Origin of the sequence: Desulfovibrio sp. An276, from assembly GCF_002159665.1 — a bacterium.
Taxonomy (GTDB): domain Bacteria; phylum Desulfobacterota; class Desulfovibrionia; order Desulfovibrionales; family Desulfovibrionaceae; genus Desulfovibrio; species Desulfovibrio faecigallinarum.
In genome coordinates, this window is the sequence record NZ_NFJC01000005.1 from 1 (window position 1) to 19,239 (window position 19,239).

General features: G+C 56.2%; 17 protein-coding genes. 14 read left to right on the forward strand and 3 right to left on the reverse strand.

The window, feature by feature from the left end; translation table 11 throughout:
• The 9 genes from B5F76_RS03900 to ldhH form a co-directional block, all read left to right on the forward strand.
• On the forward strand, nucleotides 1-113 hold a 113-nt coding region (locus tag B5F76_RS03900), incomplete at its 5' end, for a transposase (RefSeq protein WP_204218319.1).
• Nucleotides 114-460: 347 nt separating this feature from the next.
• The gene (locus tag B5F76_RS03905; protein ID WP_087351432.1) at nucleotides 461-1,687 is read left to right on the forward strand and encodes a bifunctional 3,4-dihydroxy-2-butanone-4-phosphate synthase/GTP cyclohydrolase II; all 1,227 of its coding nucleotides are present in this window, start codon (nucleotides 461-463) and stop codon (nucleotides 1,685-1,687) included.
• 156 nt (nucleotides 1,688-1,843) lie between these two features.
• Entirely contained in the window at nucleotides 1,844-2,824 is a 981-nt protein-coding gene (locus B5F76_RS03910; protein ID WP_087351665.1) for a lipoate--protein ligase, read from the forward strand.
• A gap of 350 nt (nucleotides 2,825-3,174) precedes the next feature.
• The gene (gene gcvT, locus B5F76_RS03915) at nucleotides 3,175-4,254 is read left to right on the forward strand and encodes a glycine cleavage system aminomethyltransferase GcvT (protein ID WP_087351435.1); all 1,080 of its coding nucleotides are present in this window, start codon (nucleotides 3,175-3,177) and stop codon (nucleotides 4,252-4,254) included.
• A 116-nt stretch (nucleotides 4,255-4,370) separates the two neighbouring features.
• A complete protein-coding gene (gcvH, locus tag B5F76_RS03920; protein ID WP_087351438.1) occupies nucleotides 4,371-4,754 on the forward strand; it encodes a glycine cleavage system protein GcvH in 384 nt (127 codons plus the stop codon).
• Between the two features lie 12 nt (nucleotides 4,755-4,766).
• A complete protein-coding gene (gcvPA, locus tag B5F76_RS03925) occupies nucleotides 4,767-6,143 on the forward strand; it encodes an aminomethyl-transferring glycine dehydrogenase subunit GcvPA (protein ID WP_087351441.1) in 1,377 nt (458 codons plus the stop codon).
• Nucleotides 6,144-6,146: 3 nt separating this feature from the next.
• Nucleotides 6,147-7,592: an aminomethyl-transferring glycine dehydrogenase subunit GcvPB gene (gcvPB, locus tag B5F76_RS03930; protein ID WP_087351444.1), complete on the forward strand. Its 1,446-nt coding sequence runs from the start codon at nucleotides 6,147-6,149 to the stop codon at nucleotides 7,590-7,592.
• Between the two features lie 694 nt (nucleotides 7,593-8,286).
• On the forward strand, nucleotides 8,287-8,916 hold the full coding sequence (locus B5F76_RS03935; protein ID WP_087351447.1) for a LutC/YkgG family protein: 630 nt from the start codon (nucleotides 8,287-8,289) through the stop codon (nucleotides 8,914-8,916).
• Between the two features lie 3 nt (nucleotides 8,917-8,919).
• Nucleotides 8,920-11,079 (forward strand): L-lactate dehydrogenase (quinone) large subunit LdhH, encoded by a 2,160-nt coding sequence (gene ldhH / locus B5F76_RS03940; protein WP_087351450.1) that lies wholly within the window; start codon nucleotides 8,920-8,922, stop codon nucleotides 11,077-11,079.
• A 313-nt stretch (nucleotides 11,080-11,392) separates the two neighbouring features.
• Here ldhH and B5F76_RS03945 read toward each other — a convergent pair whose 3' ends face one another.
• Nucleotides 11,393-11,932, reverse strand: coding sequence for an IS1096 element passenger TnpR family protein (locus B5F76_RS03945; protein ID WP_087351453.1), 540 nt, complete (start codon nucleotides 11,930-11,932; stop codon nucleotides 11,393-11,395).
• Between the two features lie 168 nt (nucleotides 11,933-12,100).
• Between B5F76_RS03945 and B5F76_RS03950 the strand changes: the two genes are divergently transcribed.
• On the forward strand, nucleotides 12,101-13,144 hold the full coding sequence (locus B5F76_RS03950) for a Fic family protein (protein ID WP_087351456.1): 1,044 nt from the start codon (nucleotides 12,101-12,103) through the stop codon (nucleotides 13,142-13,144).
• A gap of 24 nt (nucleotides 13,145-13,168) precedes the next feature.
• Nucleotides 13,169-13,834 (forward strand): GNAT family N-acetyltransferase, encoded by a 666-nt coding sequence (locus B5F76_RS03955; RefSeq protein WP_087351459.1) that lies wholly within the window; start codon nucleotides 13,169-13,171, stop codon nucleotides 13,832-13,834.
• A gap of 36 nt (nucleotides 13,835-13,870) precedes the next feature.
• Here B5F76_RS03955 and B5F76_RS03960 read toward each other — a convergent pair whose 3' ends face one another.
• The gene (locus B5F76_RS03960) at nucleotides 13,871-14,650 is read right to left on the reverse strand and encodes an HAD hydrolase-like protein (protein ID WP_162608672.1); all 780 of its coding nucleotides are present in this window, start codon (nucleotides 14,648-14,650) and stop codon (nucleotides 13,871-13,873) included.
• A gap of 457 nt (nucleotides 14,651-15,107) precedes the next feature.
• On the opposite strand from B5F76_RS03960, the gene B5F76_RS03970 reads away from it, so the two are divergent.
• From B5F76_RS03970 to ggt, 3 genes are all read left to right on the forward strand, one after another.
• Nucleotides 15,108-16,316, forward strand: coding sequence for an ammonium transporter (locus B5F76_RS03970; protein ID WP_087351467.1), 1,209 nt, complete (start codon nucleotides 15,108-15,110; stop codon nucleotides 16,314-16,316).
• 16 nt (nucleotides 16,317-16,332) lie between these two features.
• Nucleotides 16,333-16,671: a P-II family nitrogen regulator gene (locus tag B5F76_RS03975; RefSeq protein WP_087351470.1), complete on the forward strand. Its 339-nt coding sequence runs from the start codon at nucleotides 16,333-16,335 to the stop codon at nucleotides 16,669-16,671.
• A 133-nt stretch (nucleotides 16,672-16,804) separates the two neighbouring features.
• The gene (ggt, locus tag B5F76_RS03980) at nucleotides 16,805-18,514 is read left to right on the forward strand and encodes a gamma-glutamyltransferase (protein WP_087351473.1); all 1,710 of its coding nucleotides are present in this window, start codon (nucleotides 16,805-16,807) and stop codon (nucleotides 18,512-18,514) included.
• A gap of 216 nt (nucleotides 18,515-18,730) precedes the next feature.
• Here ggt and B5F76_RS15540 read toward each other — a convergent pair whose 3' ends face one another.
• Nucleotides 18,731-18,973: a Fic family protein gene (locus B5F76_RS15540; RefSeq protein WP_144268382.1), complete on the reverse strand. Its 243-nt coding sequence runs from the start codon at nucleotides 18,971-18,973 to the stop codon at nucleotides 18,731-18,733.
• Between the last annotated feature and the right edge of the window lie 266 nt (nucleotides 18,974-19,239).

Sequence of the window (19,239 nt, forward strand, 5' to 3'; positions counted from 1 at the left end):
AGAAACTTTGGGGTGGCTCTCTCTGGTCACCAAGCTACTTTGCAGGCAGTTGCGGTGGAGCGCCGCTCTCCGTCCTTAAGCAGTATATCGAATCCCAAAGAACTCCCAATTAAAGGCAAACTTGCCAAGCTAGTGTCTAATTGCAAAAATTCGCCCTGCTACTTTGGTGATGAAATTCAATGATTTCAGCAATATATAAGTAGACGGACTTCTCAATTTAGACACTAGGGGCGCCTTATATCCTCCCCCTGAAGGGAGAGGTTTTACGGCGCGCTTGATAAGACGCCCAGCAGCCCTTTCATTTGCACTTCGGGTCTAGTCTTGAGAAAAAAAGGGCTTATTATTGACCGTGATGCTTTTTTTGTGCGAAAAGCAGGCAGCCCACAAGACCGCAGTCCGGGGCGGAAGAAATCTTCGGGTTTCTTTTTCGGGCGGATGTCACTTTCTAAGGAGTATTGCCATGCCATTGTGCAGTATCGAGGAAGCCCTTGCCGATCTCAAGCAGGGCAAGATGATTATCCTGGTTGATGACGAGGACAGGGAAAACGAAGGCGATCTTACCATAGCTGCCGAGTTTGCCACGCCCGAAGCCATCAATTTCATGGCCCACCATTGCTGTGGTCTCATTTGTCTCGCTCTTGCCCCCGAATTGTGCGACAAGCTGGCCCTGCCGCCCATGACAGAGCGCAATACCTCGCTCTTCCACACCAACTTCACTGTGTCCATCGAGGCCAGGGAAGGTGTCACAACAGGCATTTCCGCAGCCGACCGCGCGACCACCATTCTCGCAGCAGTGGCTGACGATGCCCGCCCCGAAAGCATCGTGACTCCCGGTCACATCTTCCCCCTGCGCGCCCGTCCCGGCGGCGTGCTTGAGCGCACGGGCCAGACCGAAGGCTCCGTGGATCTCGCCCGCCTCGCAGGCCTCAAGCCCGCTGGCGTCATCTGCGAAATCATGAAGGAAGACGGCACCATGGCAAGGATGCCCGACCTCGAGATCTTTGCCGAAAAGCACGGCTTGAAGATTGCCTCCGTGCACGACATCATCCGCTACCGCCTTGACCACGGCGAAGTGAGCGTGCGCTGCGTTGCCAAGGCCCATCTGCCCACCAAATACGGCGACTTCATGGTCCATGCCTACGAGAGCTCCAGCGATGGCGGCTTGCCCCAGCGTACCCACCTGGCCCTTGTGAAGGGCGACATTTCCGGTCCCGAGCCTGTGCTTGTGCGCGTGCACAGCGAGTGCCTCACAGGCGATGCCCTGGGTTCGCTTCGCTGCGACTGCGGAGGCCAGCTTGGGGCAGCGCTTTCCCAGATCGAAAAGGAAGGCCGTGGCTGCCTCATCTACATGCGCCAGGAAGGCCGTGGCATTGGCCTTGCCAACAAGATCCGCGCCTACGCCTTGCAGGACGAGGGCTACGATACTGTGGAAGCCAACATGAAGCTGGGCTTTCCCGCTGACCTTCGCGAATACGGCACTGGTGCCCAGATCCTGGTGGACCTTGGCATACACAAGCTGCGCCTTTTGACCAACAACCCCAAGAAGATCGTGGGCCTTTCCGGCTACGGCCTGGAAGTTGTCGAGCGCGTTCCCATCGAGATGGAAGCCTGCCCGGACAACGCCCACTACCTTGAGGTGAAGAAGAGCAAGATGGGTCACATCCTCACGGGCATTCGCTGCCATTAGGAGAGCCCTGAACACTTTATCAACGTCTGGCGGACCATGGACATCCCCTGGTCCGCCTTTCTTTTTGTCCTTTTTTGGCAAAAGGCACATCAGGAGGAGAGTGCTCCTCGCATGGGACGAACAATCCGTTACAGGCGAGGCTGGCGCCCAAAGAGTATGAGGTACTTGCGCGTACAATCCACCAATCCTGCCCACAATCTCGCCCTTGAGGAGGCGCTTTTTGAAAGCCATGAAGGAGAGGGTCTCTTCATGCTTTGGCAAAACGCGCCCTCCATAATCATTGGCAGACATCAGAACGCATGGGAGGAGATAAACAGGGATGAAGTCGAGCGAAGAAAGTTGCCTGTGGTGCGCCGCAGCACTGGCGGAGGCGCTGTCTACCACGACCTCGGCAACCTCAACTTCTCCTTCATAGAGCATCGTGAGGGATCAGGCGGCATGGACTTTGCGCGCTATCTTGCACCCATTGTGCGCGGCCTTGCCCGCCTTGGTGTCGAGGCGAGCATTTCCGGCAGAAACGATCTTGAAGTGGGGGGCAAAAAGATTTCCGGCTCTGCCCAGCGCCTGGCAAGAGGCCGCGTTTTGCACCACGGAACCCTGCTTGTCACCGCAAACTTCGAGGACATGACACGGGCCCTCAATCCGGAGCCGGAAAAATACCTCTCCCATGGTGTTGCCTCTGTGCGCGCAAGGGTTGCCAACATCTCGGAGTACTGGATGGCCGGCACGGACATGGGGGCATTGTGTCAGGCCCTGCAGGAGGAAGTGGGGGGAAGGATCTGGCCCCTTCCCGAAAGCGTTGAGCAAAGAGCCTCGGAGCTTGCGGCAAAAAAGTACGGCAACTGGGAATGGAACATGGGGCAAAACCCAAGGTTCAGCACCAGGGTATCAAAGCGCTTCTCCTTTGGCAGGGTGGATGTGCGCGTACATGTTGCGCGCGGAGTGATTTCTGAATGCCGCATCTATGGCGACTTTTTTGCTGTGGAAGATATTGCCCTCTTCGAGCGCGCCCTTTGCGGCTGCAGGGCCGAGCGTGCAAGCTTAGAAGAGAGGCTTGCAAGCCTTGGCCCCCTGATGCGCTGGTTCAGTGGCTGCGACGAGGAAAAAATGCGGGCCTTTTTGCTCGAGCTTTTCTGAAACGGGCAGCCTTCTTTTCGCCGTGTCAGTATCTTGCAAAGTTGCAGTAGGGCTCCCCTTGGTCGCATGTAGTTGCTCCTTTTTTCACAAGAGAAAAAGCCAAAAAATACAGACAAGATACAAGTCTTCACAAGCCATTTCATTGACTTCTTGCCCGAATACAGTATGTTTGCAATCTGAATTCCTTTGTGGTTCCTGCCCCTTTTTTACAGATGGGGGCAGGCCTCATCCCGGGATTTCCCTACTCTTGAATAAACCCCTGGGCCCTTGCCCAGGCCACATATCTATCCCGCCGAAAAGCCCCCTTGGGCGCTTCGGCTTAAGCTTCTTGGCGTATTTGGAGGCACACGATGGCAGACATCCTGAACACCCCTCTGACTGCCTGGCATGCAAGCCACGGGGCCAAAATGGCTCCCTTTGCCGGCTGGAACATGCCCATACAGTACGAGGGCATCCTGGCAGAACACAGGCACACCCGCGAGAGTGCCTCCGTTTTCGACATTTGCCACATGGGCGAATTCATCATAAGCGGCCAGGGCGTGAAAGAAGCGCTCATGAAGGCCGTGAGCCACTCTCTTGAGACGCTTGCCCCCGGCCGCTGTCGCTACGGCTTTATCCTGAACGAGAAGGGCGGCGTCATTGACGATTGCATCATCTACAACCTTGGCAACGACAGCTACATGGTAGTCGTGAACGCTGCTTGCGCTGACGTTGACTTCAAGACCCTCTCCTCGCGCCTTGAAGGCTTCACTTGCGAAGACATTTCGGAAAAGACTGCCAAGATCGACCTTCAGGGCCCCAAGGCTGTGGAGATCATGGAAGACTTTCTGGGTGAGAACCTGCACGATCTTCCCTACTTTGCCTTCCGCGACACCACCTGGCAGGGCAAGGCTTTGAAGGTGAGCCGCACAGGCTACACGGGCGAGCTCGGCTACGAGCTCTATATTGACAGTCAGTACGCAGTAGAGCTCTGGGAAGCCCTTCTGAAGGACGAGAGGGTAAAGCCCGCAGGCCTTGGTGCCAGGGACACCCTGCGCATGGAAGCAGGCCTTTGCCTCTACGGCCACGAGCTCGACACCGAACACACCCCCGTCGAGGCAGGCCTTGGCATCATGATGAAAAGCCAGGCCGACTTTGTGGGCAAGGCTGGCCTTGAGGTCGTGCGCGAGAAGCTCGTCGCCCTGGAAGTGGAGGGCAGGCGTGCCCCAAGGCACGGCGACAAGCTGGCCTTGAACGGCGAGGAAGTGGGACGCGTCACTTCCGGCACCTTCGCTCCCTCCCTTGGCAAGGCCATAGCCTTTGCCTGGGTTCAGGCAGACAAGGCAGACGCAAAAGCCTACACCATCGTGACCCCCAGGGCAGAGCTTGCGGCAAATGTGACCACACTTCCCTTCTACAAGGCCGGCACTGCCAGAACAAAGCTTTCCTAAACATACGAATCACAGCCAGCACATGGGAAATCAGCCCCCATGCGCTGATCCCAAGCAGACATACTTCGCACAAGCATTTGCGCACTTTATTTCGCACTCTTTTTAGGAGGTGCCCCATGTCCAATCCTGCAGATCTGAAATATTCCAAGAGCCACGAGTGGGTCCGCGTCGAGGGTGACGAGGCCACTGTCGGCATCACCGCCTTTGCCCAGGACTCCCTTGGCGACATAACCTACGTGGAAGCCCCGGCAGTTGACGACGAGGTGAGTGCAGAGTCCGAGTGCGGCTCCATCGAATCCGTGAAGGCAGCCTCCGACATCGTCTCCCCTGTGTCCGGTACAGTCGTTGCCGTGAACGAGGGTCTTGAGAGCGCGCCCGAGGTCATCAACAGCGATCCCTATGGCGAAGGCTGGATCTTCAAGGTCAAGGTGTCCGAACTTTCCGCCGATCTCATGGATGCAGCCGCCTACGAGGCCTTTTGCGAGCAGGAAGGCCACTAGGCCGGAGGAGCGATGCCCTACATTCCCCATACAGAGGCCGAACGCGATGCCATGCTCAAGACAGTGGGTGTGGAAAGCCTTGACGACCTCTTTGTCGACATAGCGCCGGACCTTCGTCCGAAAAGCTTCCTGGCCAGTGCCGGCCTTCCGGAACAGGAGGTGCGCACCCTGTGCGAGGAGCTGGCAGAGCGCAACACGCGCGTGCTTTCCTTCCTCGGGGCAGGCTACTACGATCACTACATCCCCGCAGCAGTGGACGCTCTGGCAGGCCAGAGTGCCTTTGTGACAGCCTACACGCCCTACCAGGCAGAGTGCTCCCAGGGTACCCTGCAGGCCATCTTCGAATTCCAGACAGCCATTGCCCGCCTTATGGAACTCGACTGCGCAAACGCCTCCCTCTACGACGGCGGCACAGCCCTTTTCGAGGCCTGCACCATGTGCGTGCGCCAGGCAAAGAAGCGCACAAAGATTGTGCTCGACGAGGGTATCAACCCCATCTGGCGTAAAATGCTTGAAACCTACGCCCGCAATCTGCCCGTGGAATTCGTGCTTGTCCCCCTGAAGGACGGTGCTCCGGACAAGGAGGCCCTGAAGGCAGCCATTGACGACGAGACCGCAGGTGTTGCCGTACAAAACCCGAACTTCTTCGGTGTTGTGGAAGACTACAGCGACGTCTTTGCGCACGCGAAGGAGAAGAAGGCTCTTAGTGTCATTTCCGTGAACCCCGTGCTTTTGTCCGTGCTCAAGACACCCGGAGCCATGGGTGCAGACATAGCAGTTGGCGAGGGCCAGCCCCTTGGGCAGCCCCTCGACTTCGGCGGTCCCTATCTGGGCCTCATGGCCTGCAAGAAAGCCCTTGTGCGCCAGATGCCCGGACGCCTTGTGGGCCGCACCCACGATACCCAAGGCCGCACAGGCTACGTTCTGACCCTGCAGGCCAGGGAGCAGCACATCCGCCGCTCCAAGGCAACCTCCAACATCTGCTCGAACCAGAACCTCTGCGCCCTGAGGGCCCTTGTCTACCTCTCCCTCATGGGACCGCAGGGCCTCAAAGACGTTGCGGAAAACAGCATCGCCATGGCCCACCATGCGGCAAAGGAGATAGTTGATCAGATCGAGGGTGCAAGCCTTTTGAACACTGCTCCCTTTGCCAACGAGGTTGCCATACGGCTGCCAGTGCCGGCGGACGTTCTTGTCCAGCGCTGCCTTGCGCGCCACAAGTGCGTTCCCGGCTACCCCGCAGGCAGGGACTTCAAGGGCATGGAAAACGTGCTTGTCCTTGCCTGTACAGAAAGGAACACCAGAGGTCAGGTGGGCATACTGCTGGACGCCATGAAGGACGTCATTGCCTGGATTGGGCAGGACGAGCTGTGCCAGGCCAGGGGGTAAGACATGGAGACCATCTACTCGAAATCCGTACCCGGCCGCCGCACAACTGGCCTTGCTCCAGCGCCCGCAAAGGCTGGCGCATCCTCCTTCCTGCCCGAGGGACTCTTGCGCGAAGGCTTGCCCGGCCTTCCAGAGTGCTCAGAGCTGGACGTTGTGCGCCACTTCACTCAGCTTGCCAGCAAGAACTTCAGCGTTGACGGCAACTTCTACCCTCTTGGCTCGTGCACCATGAAGTACGATCCCAAGATCAACGAAGTGGCTGCCGGCCTCACAGGCTTCACCTCCCTGCATCCCATGCTGGCCCAGCTTGCCAACGGCCAGGGCTGCCAGGGCGCCATGCACGTGCTCTACACCCTGGAAAGGAGCCTTTGTGCCATCACAGGCATGGAGGCCTTCACATTGCAGCCCATGGCTGGCGCAAACGGCGAGTTCACCGGCGTTGCCATCATAGCCGCCTACCACAAGTCCCTGGGCCGTGATCGTCGCATCATGCTCATCCCGGACGCTGCCCACGGCACGAATCCCGCTTCCGCTGCCATGGCTGGCTTTACTGTGGTGGAACTGCCCTCCAGGGACGGCATGATCGATCCTGCGGCCATACAGGCTGCCATCGAGAAGTACGGGGACAATATCGCAGGCCTCATGATGACCTGCCCCAACACCCTGGGTCTCATGGAAGTGCACGTGAAGGAAATTGTCGAGCTTATGCACGGCATCGACGCTCTTGTGTACTACGATGGCGCCAACATGAACGCCATCCTGGGCAAGATGCGCGTGGGCGACGCTGGCTTTGACGTTGTGCACTTGAACCTCCACAAGACCTTTGCCACACCCCATGGCGGTGGTGGCCCAGGTGCTGGTCCCGTGGGTGTGTGCGAGCGCCTCATTCCCTTCCTGCCCTCTCCGCGCATCACCCGCAAGGGGGACGGAAGCTACGAGTTCCTCACAGACAATCCGCAAAGCATTGGCAAGATCGGCCCCTTCTACGGCAGCTTTGGCGTCCTTTTGCGCGCCATGGCCTACATCTGGCGCCTTGGCGGCGAGGGCATAGAGCGTGTTGCCGAATACGCAGTGCTCAACGCCAATTACATGCGCGTGAAGCTGAAGGACGTGCTCGACATCCCCTACGATCGCTTGTGCATGCACGAATTCGTGGCCTCTGCGCCTCACGGACTGCGTGCCCTGGATCTGGCCAAGGGCCTGCTTGAGCGCGGCTACCACGCGCCCACCATCTACTTCCCGCTGCTCGTGCACGAATGCCTCATGCCTGAACCCACGGAAACGGAAAGCAAGCAGACACTCGACGCCTTCTGCGACGCCCTTGCCGACATCGTGGCAAAGGGCAAGGAAAATCCCGAGGATCTGGCTGCTGCCCCCCGTGGTCTCCCCGCAACCCGCATGGACGAGACCGAGGCTGCCCGCAACATGCACCTGACAGAAGACATGTAGTACCCTTTCTCCCCCAAAGGACTGTGGCACAGGAAAAAGCCTGCGGCTTTTTCCTGTGCCTTCTTTTGTTGGGACAGGGGAGGGTGCGCATTCTTTGCAAAACCGATTGTTTTGCTATCCTTTTAGTCGCACAGAGCCTATGCGCAGGTAGATTTTCCTGCAAAAAATCCCTTTTGTTTTGTCTAAAAATACGGTTTTTTCCCTTTGCAAGCGCGAAATATGAGACTTGTTGCAGGAAGTATGATGGATTTTGAGATAGGAATAAGACTGCTGTAAGAAATAATACGTTAAAAAATAAGAGAAGATGGTGTTTTTCAATGAAGGGGTCTTGCGGCATTTTAAGAAAATGCAGGAAAACGCTTGACAATATGCAAAAAGCAATGTAACAGTCATGCGTCAGAGGCCTGTTCACTATCCGTACGAGCCTTGCTACAAATTGGGGGGCAATGACAAGATGTTCCCCGCTTTCAACAAGTCTTGTACCCAACAGAGTCCGAAGTCGTCCGCATTTGTCTTGTGTCAGGTTGTATGTCCTGGATGGCGGCTTCGGGTCGGCATGGAACGCGGCCCCGGTGCATGCATGGCCTTCTCATCGTGCATTTAGAGGAACCCCCATGCGGTGCAGGCAACTCGTTTTGGCTGTTCTCACCCAAATCCGTTTGCCTTGACTATCGCAAGGACACAGGAGATCTACATGTCCAACACAAACCCCGAACTTGTCGAAAAATTTACCGCAATGGCGAAAGCTGTGGCTGCCACTGTGGCAGAAGTCCCCAACAGGGAAGAGGCCTTCAAATACATTATTGATTTGACCCTCTCCAAGGAACCCTGTGAGCTTTTGGCCGACGAGCCGGGTACCGAAAAGGGCCCCCTCGGCCCCAACCGCGTTCCCACCCGCGTGCAGAGAGTGATCGCTGCACCTTCTCTCGATGACGAGGCCTTTGCCGAGCTCGACAAGCTTTGCCAGGAGAAGGGTATCCTCTGTCTGCGCGACAACGTCCGCAAATACGCTGCCGGTATCGACCTTGGTCTCAACGAGGCCGTGGCCGGCGTGGCAGCCAGCGGCACCTGTCTTTGCCCCACCACGGACGAGAATGTGCGTCTGGCCGGCATGATCAGCGAAATCAGCGTGCTCACGCTGAAGAAATCGGCCATCTACCCCGACCTGCCTTCCGTGGCCCACATCATGCGTGAAGCCATTGGTCAGGGCGCGTCCTTCACCACCCTCATCACCGGCCCCAGCCGTACTGCCGACATCGAATGCGTCGGTGCTGTCGGCGTCCATGGCCCCCTTGCCTTGCACATTCTTCTCCTGGAGGACTAAATAATGCAGACAGCACCCAAGAGCTACAGCGCCTACCATAAAGAGATCGACGAGGCTCTCAACGACGAGCAGCTTCGCAAGACTCTTGGCAACTATGCTGTGAACTACCGTACCAATCGCGCGAACGTGATGCGCGATGTGGACGAAAAGGGCCTTATCAGGGCTGTGGGCGACTTCAAGGACAAGGCCGCTGCCCACATGGAAGAGCTCTATCTGCAGTTCAAGGCCGAGGCCGAAAAGCGCGGCGCCCATGTGTACCGTGCCAACACAGCCGAAGAAGCCAACCAGATCATCTCTGATATTGCCAAGCGCGAAGGCGTCAAGCGCATCATCAAATCCAAGTCCATGACGAGCGAGGAAACCCAGCTCAACCACAAGCTGGAAGCTGACGGCTACATCGTGGACGAGACGGACCTTGGCGAATGGATCATTCAGCTGCGCCACGAGACTCCCTCTCATATGGTCATGCCCGCCATTCACTTAAGCCGCTACCAGATCGCCGAGGATTTCTCCAAGGTGACCCAGGTGAAGCAGGAACCCGACATCGACCGCCTTGTGAAGGTGGCCCGCGTGCAGCTGCGCCGCAAGTTCATTGCCGGTGACATGGGTATTTCCGGCTGCAACTTTGCCATTGCAGAGTGCGGCGCCATCACCACAGTCACCAACGAGGGCAATGCCCGCATGGTTGAGACCATGCCCCGCGTGCACACCGTGCTGGTTGGCCTGGACAAGCTGACCCCCACCATCGACGAGGCCATGATCGCTCTGCAGATCCTGCCCCGCAACGCCACGGCCCAGCGCATCACCTCCTACGTGTCCTGGGTTGCCGGTCCCACCAAATGGCTCGGCTCCCCCGAGGGCCAGAAGAGCATGCACATCGTCTTCCTTGACAACGGCCGTACCAAGTATGTGAAGGATCCGGTCTTCAAGGAAGTGTTCCGCTGCGTGCGCTGCGGCGCCTGCACCAACGTGTGTCCCGTCTTCACCCTCATCGGCGGCCACAAGATGGGCTACATCTACATGGGCGCCATCGGCCTCATCCTCACCTACCTCTACCACGGCGAGGACAAGGCAAAGTACCTGTGCCAGAACTGCGTGGGCTGCGAAGCCTGTCACAACGTCTGCGCCGGCGGCATCAACCTGCCCAAACTCATCCGCGAAGTGCGCAACCGCCTCGTGGACGACGGCAACGGCGACATGATGGGCTCCCTCATGAAGATGGTCATGACCAACCGCAAGCTCTTCCACTCCCTGCTGCGCTTTGCCAGCAAGGCCCAGAAGCCTGTCACCGGTGGTACACAGTTCCAGCGCCATCTGCCCATGATGTTCATGAAGAGACATGACTTCAGGGCACTGCCGGCCATTGCCGAAAAGTCCTTCCGCGACCTGTGGCCCAACATCGCCCCCAAGGTGAGCAACCCCGTTGCCCGCGTGGCCATCTTCGCCGGCTGCGCCCAGGACTTCATCTATCCCGAGCAGCTCATTGCCGCAGTGAAGGTCCTTGCCTCCCGCAACGTGGCAGTGGACTTCCCCATGGATCAGACCTGCTGCGGCCTGCCCCTCGGCATGATGGGCCAGCGCAAGGGCGTGCAGGATGTGGCCCGTCAGAACGTCCGCGCCTTTGTGGACGGCAACTACGACTACATCATCACCCTGTGCGCAAGCTGCGGTTCCACCCTGAAGTTCCAGTACCCCACCTATCTTGCCAACGACAGCGACATCAGCGCAGGCGTGCTCGATCGCTTCGTGAACAAGATTACGGACCTCAGCACCTTCTGCCGTGACGTGCTCGATCTGAAGCCCGAGGATTTCACCAACACCCACGAGAAGGTGACCTTCCACGGTTCCTGCCACCAGTGCCGCGCCATGAAGGCTGCCGGCAAGTCCCGCGAGCTCATCGGCAGCGCTGCAGACTACGTGCCCTGCAACGAGGAAGAAGTGTGCTGCGGCTTTGGCGGTACCTATTCCGTGAAGTTCCCGGAAATCTCCGCAGAGATCATTTCCAGGAAGGTCAAGAACATTGTGGACACCAAGGCCGAGCGCGTGGTCATGGACTGCCCCGGCTGCGTGTTGCAGATCCGCGGTCATGTGGAGAAGGCCAACGCCGGCGTCAAGGTGACCCACCTCTCCGAACTCATGGCCGAGACCATTCTGCCCAAGTAGCAGAATCTGAAGCTTTCCTGTCCTTCGTGACAGGATGATATAAAGAGAGCCGGCTTCCCGAAAGGGAGGCCGGCTCTTGAAGTATCCGGAAATGCGGGAAACAGGCACGCAGGGGTGCTGCTCGCAATATGGCGCAAAGAGATATCCCTGCCAAGATTGCGGCAATGGGTTGCGTTCTCTTGACAGGGGCTCCTATGAGACGAATCTCATTCCTGATCCTGCCCAGTTGCAGACAGGATTTGTGTTTCTGTGCGGCTTTCTGTCAGATGGGTACGGCAGGAAACCCTCATCCTGATTCACAGAAGTCTTCCGTCTACTCCTCGTCGTAGTCTTCCTCGTCCTCGGGATACTGAGCAGGGCTTTTTCCCTGTTTTTTCACCAGTTTCCAGAGCTTTCTGGCCCTGGGACTTGCCTCTGAGCTTGAGAGAACCGTAATCTCGTGAATCCAGTCATCGCCGAAATCGAAAAGATAGAGGAAGCTTGTGCCGTCCTTGAGATTCAGACTGTCCAGGGTAGTCTCCTCGGCTGCATACCCTTCATCGGGCATATCCTCCAGGATGAAGCGGGGCAAGTAGTGTCTGCCCTCACGCGAGTAGGGATTGTCCGTATCGAAGGAGAATTTCCACGCGTGACCATCGTAGCGGTCAAAGAGTTCGAAGATGGCTTCGTGCAGCTCTGCCAGAGTCGCCGAGGAGAGGATATCTATGTCGCGATAGATGCCATCAAAATACTGGCCGTAGCCATACAGCAAATTGATATGCAGACGAATATAGCGCTTGTTCTTGACCTTGTCCTTGGCGGCCTTGATTTTCGGGTCTACACGAACCCAAACCCAGTTTCCTCCTCTTGGCATGGCAGCCCCCCTCCCTGATGGTTGGCAGTTGATGGAAGAAGGTTGAGGGGGACAAAAAAGATGCGCGTCCTGCGAAGATCGGCAGTCTTGCGCAAAGCCTTTTTGTTATTTTCGTATCAAAAGTGATACGAAAAAACAACAAAATGATACGAAAAACAGGAGAAGGGCATGACGAACAAGCGCCAGGATAGCATTCTTGCCTTTTTGCAAAAGGCTGGCTCTGCTACGCGCAACCAGGTTGCACAGCATCTTGCCAGTACTGGGGTTATCGTGAGCAATGTGACGCTCTTGCGCGACCTTGACGCTCTTGCCCATGCCAAACTTGTTGAGCGCAGCGGTGCTGGCAAAGGAACACGCTACGCCTTGGGCATATATTCTTCCCTGACCTTTCCCATGGATGTGGACGCCTATTTTGCCCTTGGGCAAGACGAAAGAAAGCTGCAAAGTCCAGGGTTCGATTGTGCGATATTTCAGAAGATGCACCATCTTCTTGGGGACCAGGACATTGCCGAACTGGACGCCCTGAACAGATTCTATCTTCAGAAGAAGGCCAAACTTTCCCCAGGGCTTGTGCGCAGGGAGCTTGATCGGTTCACGATAGAATTTTCCTGGAAATCCTCGCGCATGGAGGGGAACACGTACACAGTGTTCGAGGCAGAACATCTTTTGAAGGAGAATGTCCCGGCGTCAGGCAAAAGTGCCGAAGATGCGCAAATGCTGCTCAACCACAAAAAGGCCCTGGACCATGTCCTGGCATCCCCCAAATGCTTTCGGGAAATCGGCATAGGCAAAATACTTGAGCTGCACAGGCTGTTGGTTGAGGAACTCTCTATTAACCCTGGCATACGTAACGGCAGGGTCGGCATCGTGGGCAGCAACTATTCTCCCCCGGAAAACCGTGTTCAGATAGAGGCGGCGATGGAGGGCCTTGTCGCATTGCTTCGCAGGACGGAACATCCTCTGGAGCGGGCCATGCTGGCAGTCCTTTTGCTTTCCTGCATTCAGCCTTTCGAGGATGGCAACAAGCGCACCGCACGTATCCTTGGCAATGCCATCCTTGTCGCAGACGACTTTTGTCCCCTGTCCTACAGGAGCGTCGACGAAACAGAGTACAGGAAGGCAGTAATCCTTTTTTGCGAACAAAACAATGCAGGATATTTCCGAAAACTCTTTCTGGAACAGTTCAGGATGGCGGTAGACACCTATTTCTAGGCAATATCCGAGAGGGAAAACAGCATGGAACAGACAGGACTGCAGATACGGCTGGAAAGGCCCGCAGACTACCGTATGTCGGAAACGCTGATGCGCGAGGCCTTCTGGAATGTCTACGAGCCAGGGTGTTCGGAGCACTATCTTTTGCACATCATGCGCAAGTCACCCGGCTTTGTGCCCGAACTGGATTTTGTGGCAGAGGCAGACGGCAGAATCGTCGGGCAGGTCGTTTTCATGAAAGCGTGCATCCTGGGCGATGACGGAAAGAGTTACGATGTGCTGAGCCTTGGACCCATAGCAGTACATCCTTCCCTGCAGCGCAATGGCGTGGGAAGAATGCTCATTGAGCATGCCCGCAATGCTGCGCGTCAGGCAGGCTACAGAGCAATGCTTTTGTGTGGCGAGCCTGGGTACTACCAAAGAGTCGGCTTTGTGCCTGCCGAGAATTTCGGCATCCGCACCTCGGAAAACAGGTATTTTGCGGCCCTGCACGCCTGCCCCCTGTATCCGGATGCCCTGAAGGGTGTTTCCGGTCGCTACTTCGAGGACGCTATCTACCAGATGGAAGAGGCAAGTGTGCTGGAATTCGACAAGGGCTTTCCCCAAAGGGAGCGCATTGCAGGCACTGCAACCCAAAGACGCCTTGAGGAGGTGCTTGCCATGCAAAGGGACTATGAGTCCCTGCCCTGAACAGGGGATTTGAAAAGTCCGTTCGAAGACAGGTGATTAGGGCAGGGCAACGCCCAGATTCTCCACCATGAGGGTTGGGGCGCGCTTTTCCCTGGCCGCGTCTTCGGCAGTGGCCTCGCCGCTCAGGACAAGGATGAAGTCAATCCCTGCGTTTTCCGCCAGGGCCTTGTCTGTGGAGAGCCTGTCCCCGCACATGACCACTTCCGAAAGATCGTATTTTTCAAACACGGGTTCCAGGATGCGCGGGTCCGGCTTGCCGAAGATTTTTTCCGGGCTGCGGCCAGTGGCAGTCCTGTACAGGGCAAGAAAGCTTCCCACGTCCGGCAAGGGTCCATCGGGCGAGGGGCAGACGAGATCCGGGTGGGTGGCAAAGAAGTGTACTTTCTCATCCTGCAAGAGAAGAGCGGATGTCGAAAGCTTCTCGTAGGTGAGATCCGTGTCGTAGGCCAGGATGACGCACTGGGCGTCTTCTTTCGTCATCGCAAGCTCTGGCATGAGCTCGTGCAGGTGGGTTTTGAAATCGTTGTTGCCAACAATGTAGGCGCGGGTCATACCACTGCGCCTTAGATGGTGCACCAGGGGCTCTGTGGGAGTCAGGAACTGATCGAGCCTTGCCGCAATGCCCATGCCGTTGAGCTTTTTTACATAACTTACGGGCGAGTGCGAGGTGTTGTTGCTCAAGAAACGAAAGTCGAAGCGCTCCCAGTTACGCACAATACCGTCGACTGCGGGCTGTATGGGGTTGTTGCCAAGGTAGACAGTGCCGTCCATGTCGAGGACTATGCAGCGTTTTTTGGACCAGTCCAGAGTGCTCATGTGTCGCCTCCCTAAATGAGCTTGCGTGCTGCAAAGTATGCCACGCCGAGGACCTTTTTGCCAGATCCGGGAAAAGCGCTCCTCAAAAGCTCAAGACAGAGAGAAAAACGACAAAAAAGTTGATTTTCGAAAGGGTGTCTCTGCGCAAGGAGAATTGTTTGGGCAAACAGCCAGGATAAAGATACAAAATTGTAGATATATGTAGGCTTGAAAAGCAGGTAAAACACAAAAATGTCGATTATGTGCAATAAATAGGAAGAACGCATCCCTGGTGCCACAGCTGCCGGCAGAGGGGTGAGTCTTTTACCTTCTTGAAATATCAGCTACTTTTGGCATCAACAAATATGAATGACGCGTTTTGGCACACTCTATGCTTAAGCAAGGACAGGTACGGGTTTGCGATCTTCCCCCGGATCGCCATTTGGATTTTGAATTTCAGGTTATAAGGAAGTGTTCCATGAACGCGGTAGACAACGCCTTCATACTTATCTGCGCCGGACTGGTTTTCATGATGACTCCGGCCCTGGCCCTTTTCTACGGTGGTCTTGTGCGCTCGCGCAATGTGCTCTCCACCAGCATGCACAGCTACGCCTGCCTGGCGGTAGGTACTGTCCTGTGGTTTTTTGTGGGCTACAGCCTGGCCTTTGGCCCGGATCAGGGCGGCCTTATTGGCGATTTCTCCTTTGTCCTTTTTGAGGGCGTTTCCGGCACGACAGCTCCGGCCGCAAGCAACCTTCCCCATGAAACCTTTGCCATGTTCCAGTGCATGTTTGCCTGTCTGACCATGGCCCTCATTTCCGGCGCCTACGCGGAGCGCATACGCTTTCGGGGCATGCTGCTCTTTTCCGCCCTGTGGCTCATCTTCTGCTACGCGCCCATGGCCCACTGGGTCTGGGGTGGCGGCTGGATGGCGAAGATGGGAGCCATAGACTTTGCCGGCGGCGCAGTTGTGCACATGGCGTCTGCAGCTGCTGCCCTGGCCTGCGCCCATGCCCTTGGCCCCAGGCTTGATTCCGGGCTTTCCAGCGAAGGTCCCCACAATCTGCCCATGACCCTCATTGGCTGCGGCCTTCTGTGGCTTGGCTGGTTCGGCTTCAACGCAGGCTCAGCCTTGGCAGCCAACGGCCTTGCTGCCCATGCCTTTGCCACCACGCACGTTGCTACTGCCTTCGGCATCTGCGGCTGGATACTGGTGGAATGGTTGCGCACAGGCAAGCCCACCTCCCTTGGTGCAGCTTCCGGTGCCCTGGCAGGCCTTGTGGCCATCACACCTGCAGCAGGTTTCGTCTCCCTTGGTGCTGCCGCCATCATGGGCTTTGTCGGTGGTATGTGCTGCTACGGCGGCATCATGCTGAAGACGCGCTTTGGCTATGACGACGCTCTGGACGTGGTCGGCATTCACGGTGTGGGCGGAACCATTGGTGCACTGCTCACAGGCATCTTTGCAAGGGCAGAGTTCAACAACGTGGACGGCCTTCTGGCTGGCAATCCTGCCCAGTTCGGCTATCAGGCCGTGTCCGTTGTCGCCACCTGGGTCTTTGTCTATGTGGTAAGCCGCATCCTTCTCGGAATAGTCAACGCCCTGGTCGGCCTGAGAGTCACCGCAGACGAGGAAATTTCCGGACTGGATCTGAACGAACACAACGAGCGTGGCTACAACTACTAGCCTGTGAGGATATGTCATGAAGAAGATAGAAGCTCTTATTCGCCCCAGCGTCTTTGACAAGGTGAAGAAGGCCCTGACCGAGATCGGCGTGCACGGCATGAACTACATGGAAATACGCGGATTCGGCCGCCAGGGCGGGCACACGGAAGTGTACAGGGCATCCGTCAAGAAGGTGGACTTTCTGCCCAAGGTACGCATCGAGATTGTGTGTTCCGACGCACAGGTGGAGCAGATTCTGGAAGCGATAGTCACTGCTGCCCGTACGGGCAATGTGGGTGACGGCAAGATCTTTGTCTCCGACGTGTGCGAGGCCATCCGCATCCGCACAGGCGAGCGCGGCGACGAGGCCATCTGAAAATTCCCTGTACACAGGGAATGAGGGCAGGCCCGCCTTTGTCCGAAAAAACCGGGAAGTTCGGACAGGCGGGTCTGATCTTGGGCACAGACAAGTTCGTATCCAGAGAACATTCGGAAAAATAGGGGAAATCATGAACAGGCGTTCATTCATCAAATCTGCTGCCTTGGCTGCGACCGGTGCCGGGCTGTGCGCACCGAAGGTCCTTGAGGCGAGTGAAGGGAAGAAGACAGCGCCGAAGGCAGCCATCACAACTCCGCACTATCTTGCGACCGAGGCTGGCTATCGTGTTCTCGAAAAGGGCGGCAATGCCCTTGAGGCCATTGTTGCTGCAGGAGCAGTCCTTGCCGTGGTCTACCCGCAGATGTGCACCCTTGGCGGGGATTCCTTTTACCTTGTCTACAATGCCGCAAAAGGAGAACTCAAGGGCATCAACGCAAGCGGCAGGTCCGGCGAGAAGGTGAGCCGCAAGGTCTATGAGGAAAAGCGGCTTTCCGCCATCCCAAGCCGTGGTCCCCTGGCAGCCATCACGGTTCCCGGCATTGTGTCTGGCTGGGATCTAGCCCTTGAGTACTCTTCCCTGGCAATGAAGGGAACATTCTCTCTGGCAGGTCTTCTCGAGGACGCGCGAAGGCATGCTGAAGAGGGTTTTCCCATCACCAAAAGCCTATCCGACTGGATTGCGGAAGACACAAAGGTTGATGACACTGGTCGCCACAATCTGCAAAGGTTCCAAGGATTCGCGAAGATCTTCTATCCCGATGGCAGGCCCCTCAGGCCCATGGAGACATTGCGCCAGCCTGAGCTTGCCAAATCCCTTGCCCTGCTTGCCAATGAGGGGCCACGTGTCTTCTATGAGGGGAGCCTTGCAAAGGCTCTTGTGAAGGGTTTGGCCGATGTTGGCGGTCTTCTGACTGACAGGGATTTTGCCAGCCAGAGGGCCTTTTTCGTGGAGCCTTTGCGCACGCCGTACAGGGACTGTGTTGCCTGCAACCTTCCGCCCAACTGTCAGGGCCTCTCCTCCCTGCAGATCCTTGGCATCTTCAACTGCTTCGATGCGAAAAAGCTCGGCGAGGGGACAGCCGCCTTCTACCATGTTTTGACAGAGGCAGTGAAAAGGGCCTTTGCCGATCGCGAGTGCTACGTCACGGATCCGGCATTTTCCAAAACAGACTATGCCTCCCTGCTTGCCCCGGACTATCTTGCCTCCATGGCGCGCTCGCTTCCCATGAACGGGGTGGGCAACTATCTCCTGCCTTCGCTCTCGCCCCAGGGAGATACTGTCTGGCTCGGCTGCGTGGACAAGGCAGGCAACGCTGTCTCCTACATACAGAGCATCTACCACGATTTCGGCTCTGGTATCATTCCCGAGGGCACGGGCGTCATCCTGCAAAACCGCGGTTCCTTCTTCTCCCTGGACGAAAAGCACGCAAACGCCCTTGAGCCAATGAAGCGCACCATGCACACCCTGAATCCGCCCATGCTTTTGAAGGACGGCAAGCCCTACCTTGTGTACGGCACCATGGGCGGCGACGGCCAGCCCCAGACACAGGCTGTCATTGCCTCGCGTGTGGTGGATTTCGGGATGTCTCCAAAGGACGCAGTGGCAGCTCCCCGTTTCCTCTACGGCAGGACCTGGGGCGACAATTCCACAACCCTGAAGCTTGAGGGGCGCGTAAGGCCAGAAGTGGGCAAGCGTCTTGCAGAGCTCGGACACAGCGTCGAGTATCTCGACAACTTCACGGAGACCATGGGGCACGCTGGTGCCATTGTCGTGAAGGAAGACAGAAGCGTCGAGGCTGCCACGGATCCGAGAAGCGACGGTCTGGCACTCACCTTGTAGAATCGAACTCATTTTGGGAAAGCAGTCCGCCCTTGCCGGGAAAGCCGACAGGGGCGGTCTTTTGCTGTTGTGCATATTGGTTATAAAAAAGCACAAACTGATACAGCTGGTGCTATCTTTTCTGAAAAATTAATTTTTCTATGTCGGATATAGATAAATTTACTTCTGTAATTTTTATAATAATTTCATAGATTTATTTGTTTGTTAGATTGAAGTCTATATTGCTTGATATGCATATGATATCAAAATAATAACAGGTATTCTCTTATTACCATCTTCAAAATAGTGGAAACATATAATGTCGTTAAATATACTACAAATCTGTTCCTCTTTTGTCTTGTAATACATATATGATGAAAAAGCAGAACTTACTGATTTTCTTATTTTTTCGCCATTAGAAAACAGTAAATTGTATTCACATACGTCATATTCAGACATGATTTTAATAAAATCATGCATTTTTCAATGATATCACTCATGGTCATTCACCTCCCGATCAGTTCGTGTCACAGAAGAGGTAGGATTTTCATAAGCAAAAGTCTTCTGCCTGACAAGTCTGATGAGCCTCTGTTCGCATTTCGTTTGTGACATGCCCATGGCAATATCCTGGCCTTGTGTGCTGTTGCCCAGGGTACGCCCCTTGTCTCCAATTGACGGCCATACAAGGGGACGGTAGAGTCTTGTTATATTTTTGTGACAATTGCTCCAGACGGTCCGCTTTTTGC

Coding starts and splice junctions, on each gene's coding strand:
- B5F76_RS03905 (WP_087351432.1), top strand. CDS start 461: ATGCCATTGTGCAGTATCGAGGAAGCCCTTGCCGATCTCAAGCAGGGC.
- B5F76_RS03910 (WP_087351665.1), top strand. CDS start 1,844: ATGAGGTACTTGCGCGTACAATCCACCAATCCTGCCCACAATCTCGCC.
- gcvT (WP_087351435.1), top strand. CDS start 3,175: ATGGCAGACATCCTGAACACCCCTCTGACTGCCTGGCATGCAAGCCAC.
- gcvH (WP_087351438.1), top strand. CDS start 4,371: ATGTCCAATCCTGCAGATCTGAAATATTCCAAGAGCCACGAGTGGGTC.
- gcvPA (WP_087351441.1), top strand. CDS start 4,767: ATGCCCTACATTCCCCATACAGAGGCCGAACGCGATGCCATGCTCAAG.
- gcvPB (WP_087351444.1), top strand. CDS start 6,147: ATGGAGACCATCTACTCGAAATCCGTACCCGGCCGCCGCACAACTGGC.
- B5F76_RS03935 (WP_087351447.1), top strand. CDS start 8,287: ATGTCCAACACAAACCCCGAACTTGTCGAAAAATTTACCGCAATGGCG.
- ldhH (WP_087351450.1), top strand. CDS start 8,920: ATGCAGACAGCACCCAAGAGCTACAGCGCCTACCATAAAGAGATCGAC.
- B5F76_RS03945 (WP_087351453.1), bottom strand. CDS start 11,932: ATGCCAAGAGGAGGAAACTGGGTTTGGGTTCGTGTAGACCCGAAAATC.
- B5F76_RS03950 (WP_087351456.1), top strand. CDS start 12,101: ATGACGAACAAGCGCCAGGATAGCATTCTTGCCTTTTTGCAAAAGGCT.
- B5F76_RS03955 (WP_087351459.1), top strand. CDS start 13,169: ATGGAACAGACAGGACTGCAGATACGGCTGGAAAGGCCCGCAGACTAC.
- B5F76_RS03960 (WP_162608672.1), bottom strand. CDS start 14,650: ATGAGCACTCTGGACTGGTCCAAAAAACGCTGCATAGTCCTCGACATG.
- B5F76_RS03970 (WP_087351467.1), top strand. CDS start 15,108: ATGAACGCGGTAGACAACGCCTTCATACTTATCTGCGCCGGACTGGTT.
- B5F76_RS03975 (WP_087351470.1), top strand. CDS start 16,333: ATGAAGAAGATAGAAGCTCTTATTCGCCCCAGCGTCTTTGACAAGGTG.
- ggt (WP_087351473.1), top strand. CDS start 16,805: ATGAACAGGCGTTCATTCATCAAATCTGCTGCCTTGGCTGCGACCGGT.
- B5F76_RS15540 (WP_144268382.1), bottom strand. CDS start 18,973: ATGCATGATTTTATTAAAATCATGTCTGAATATGACGTATGTGAATAC.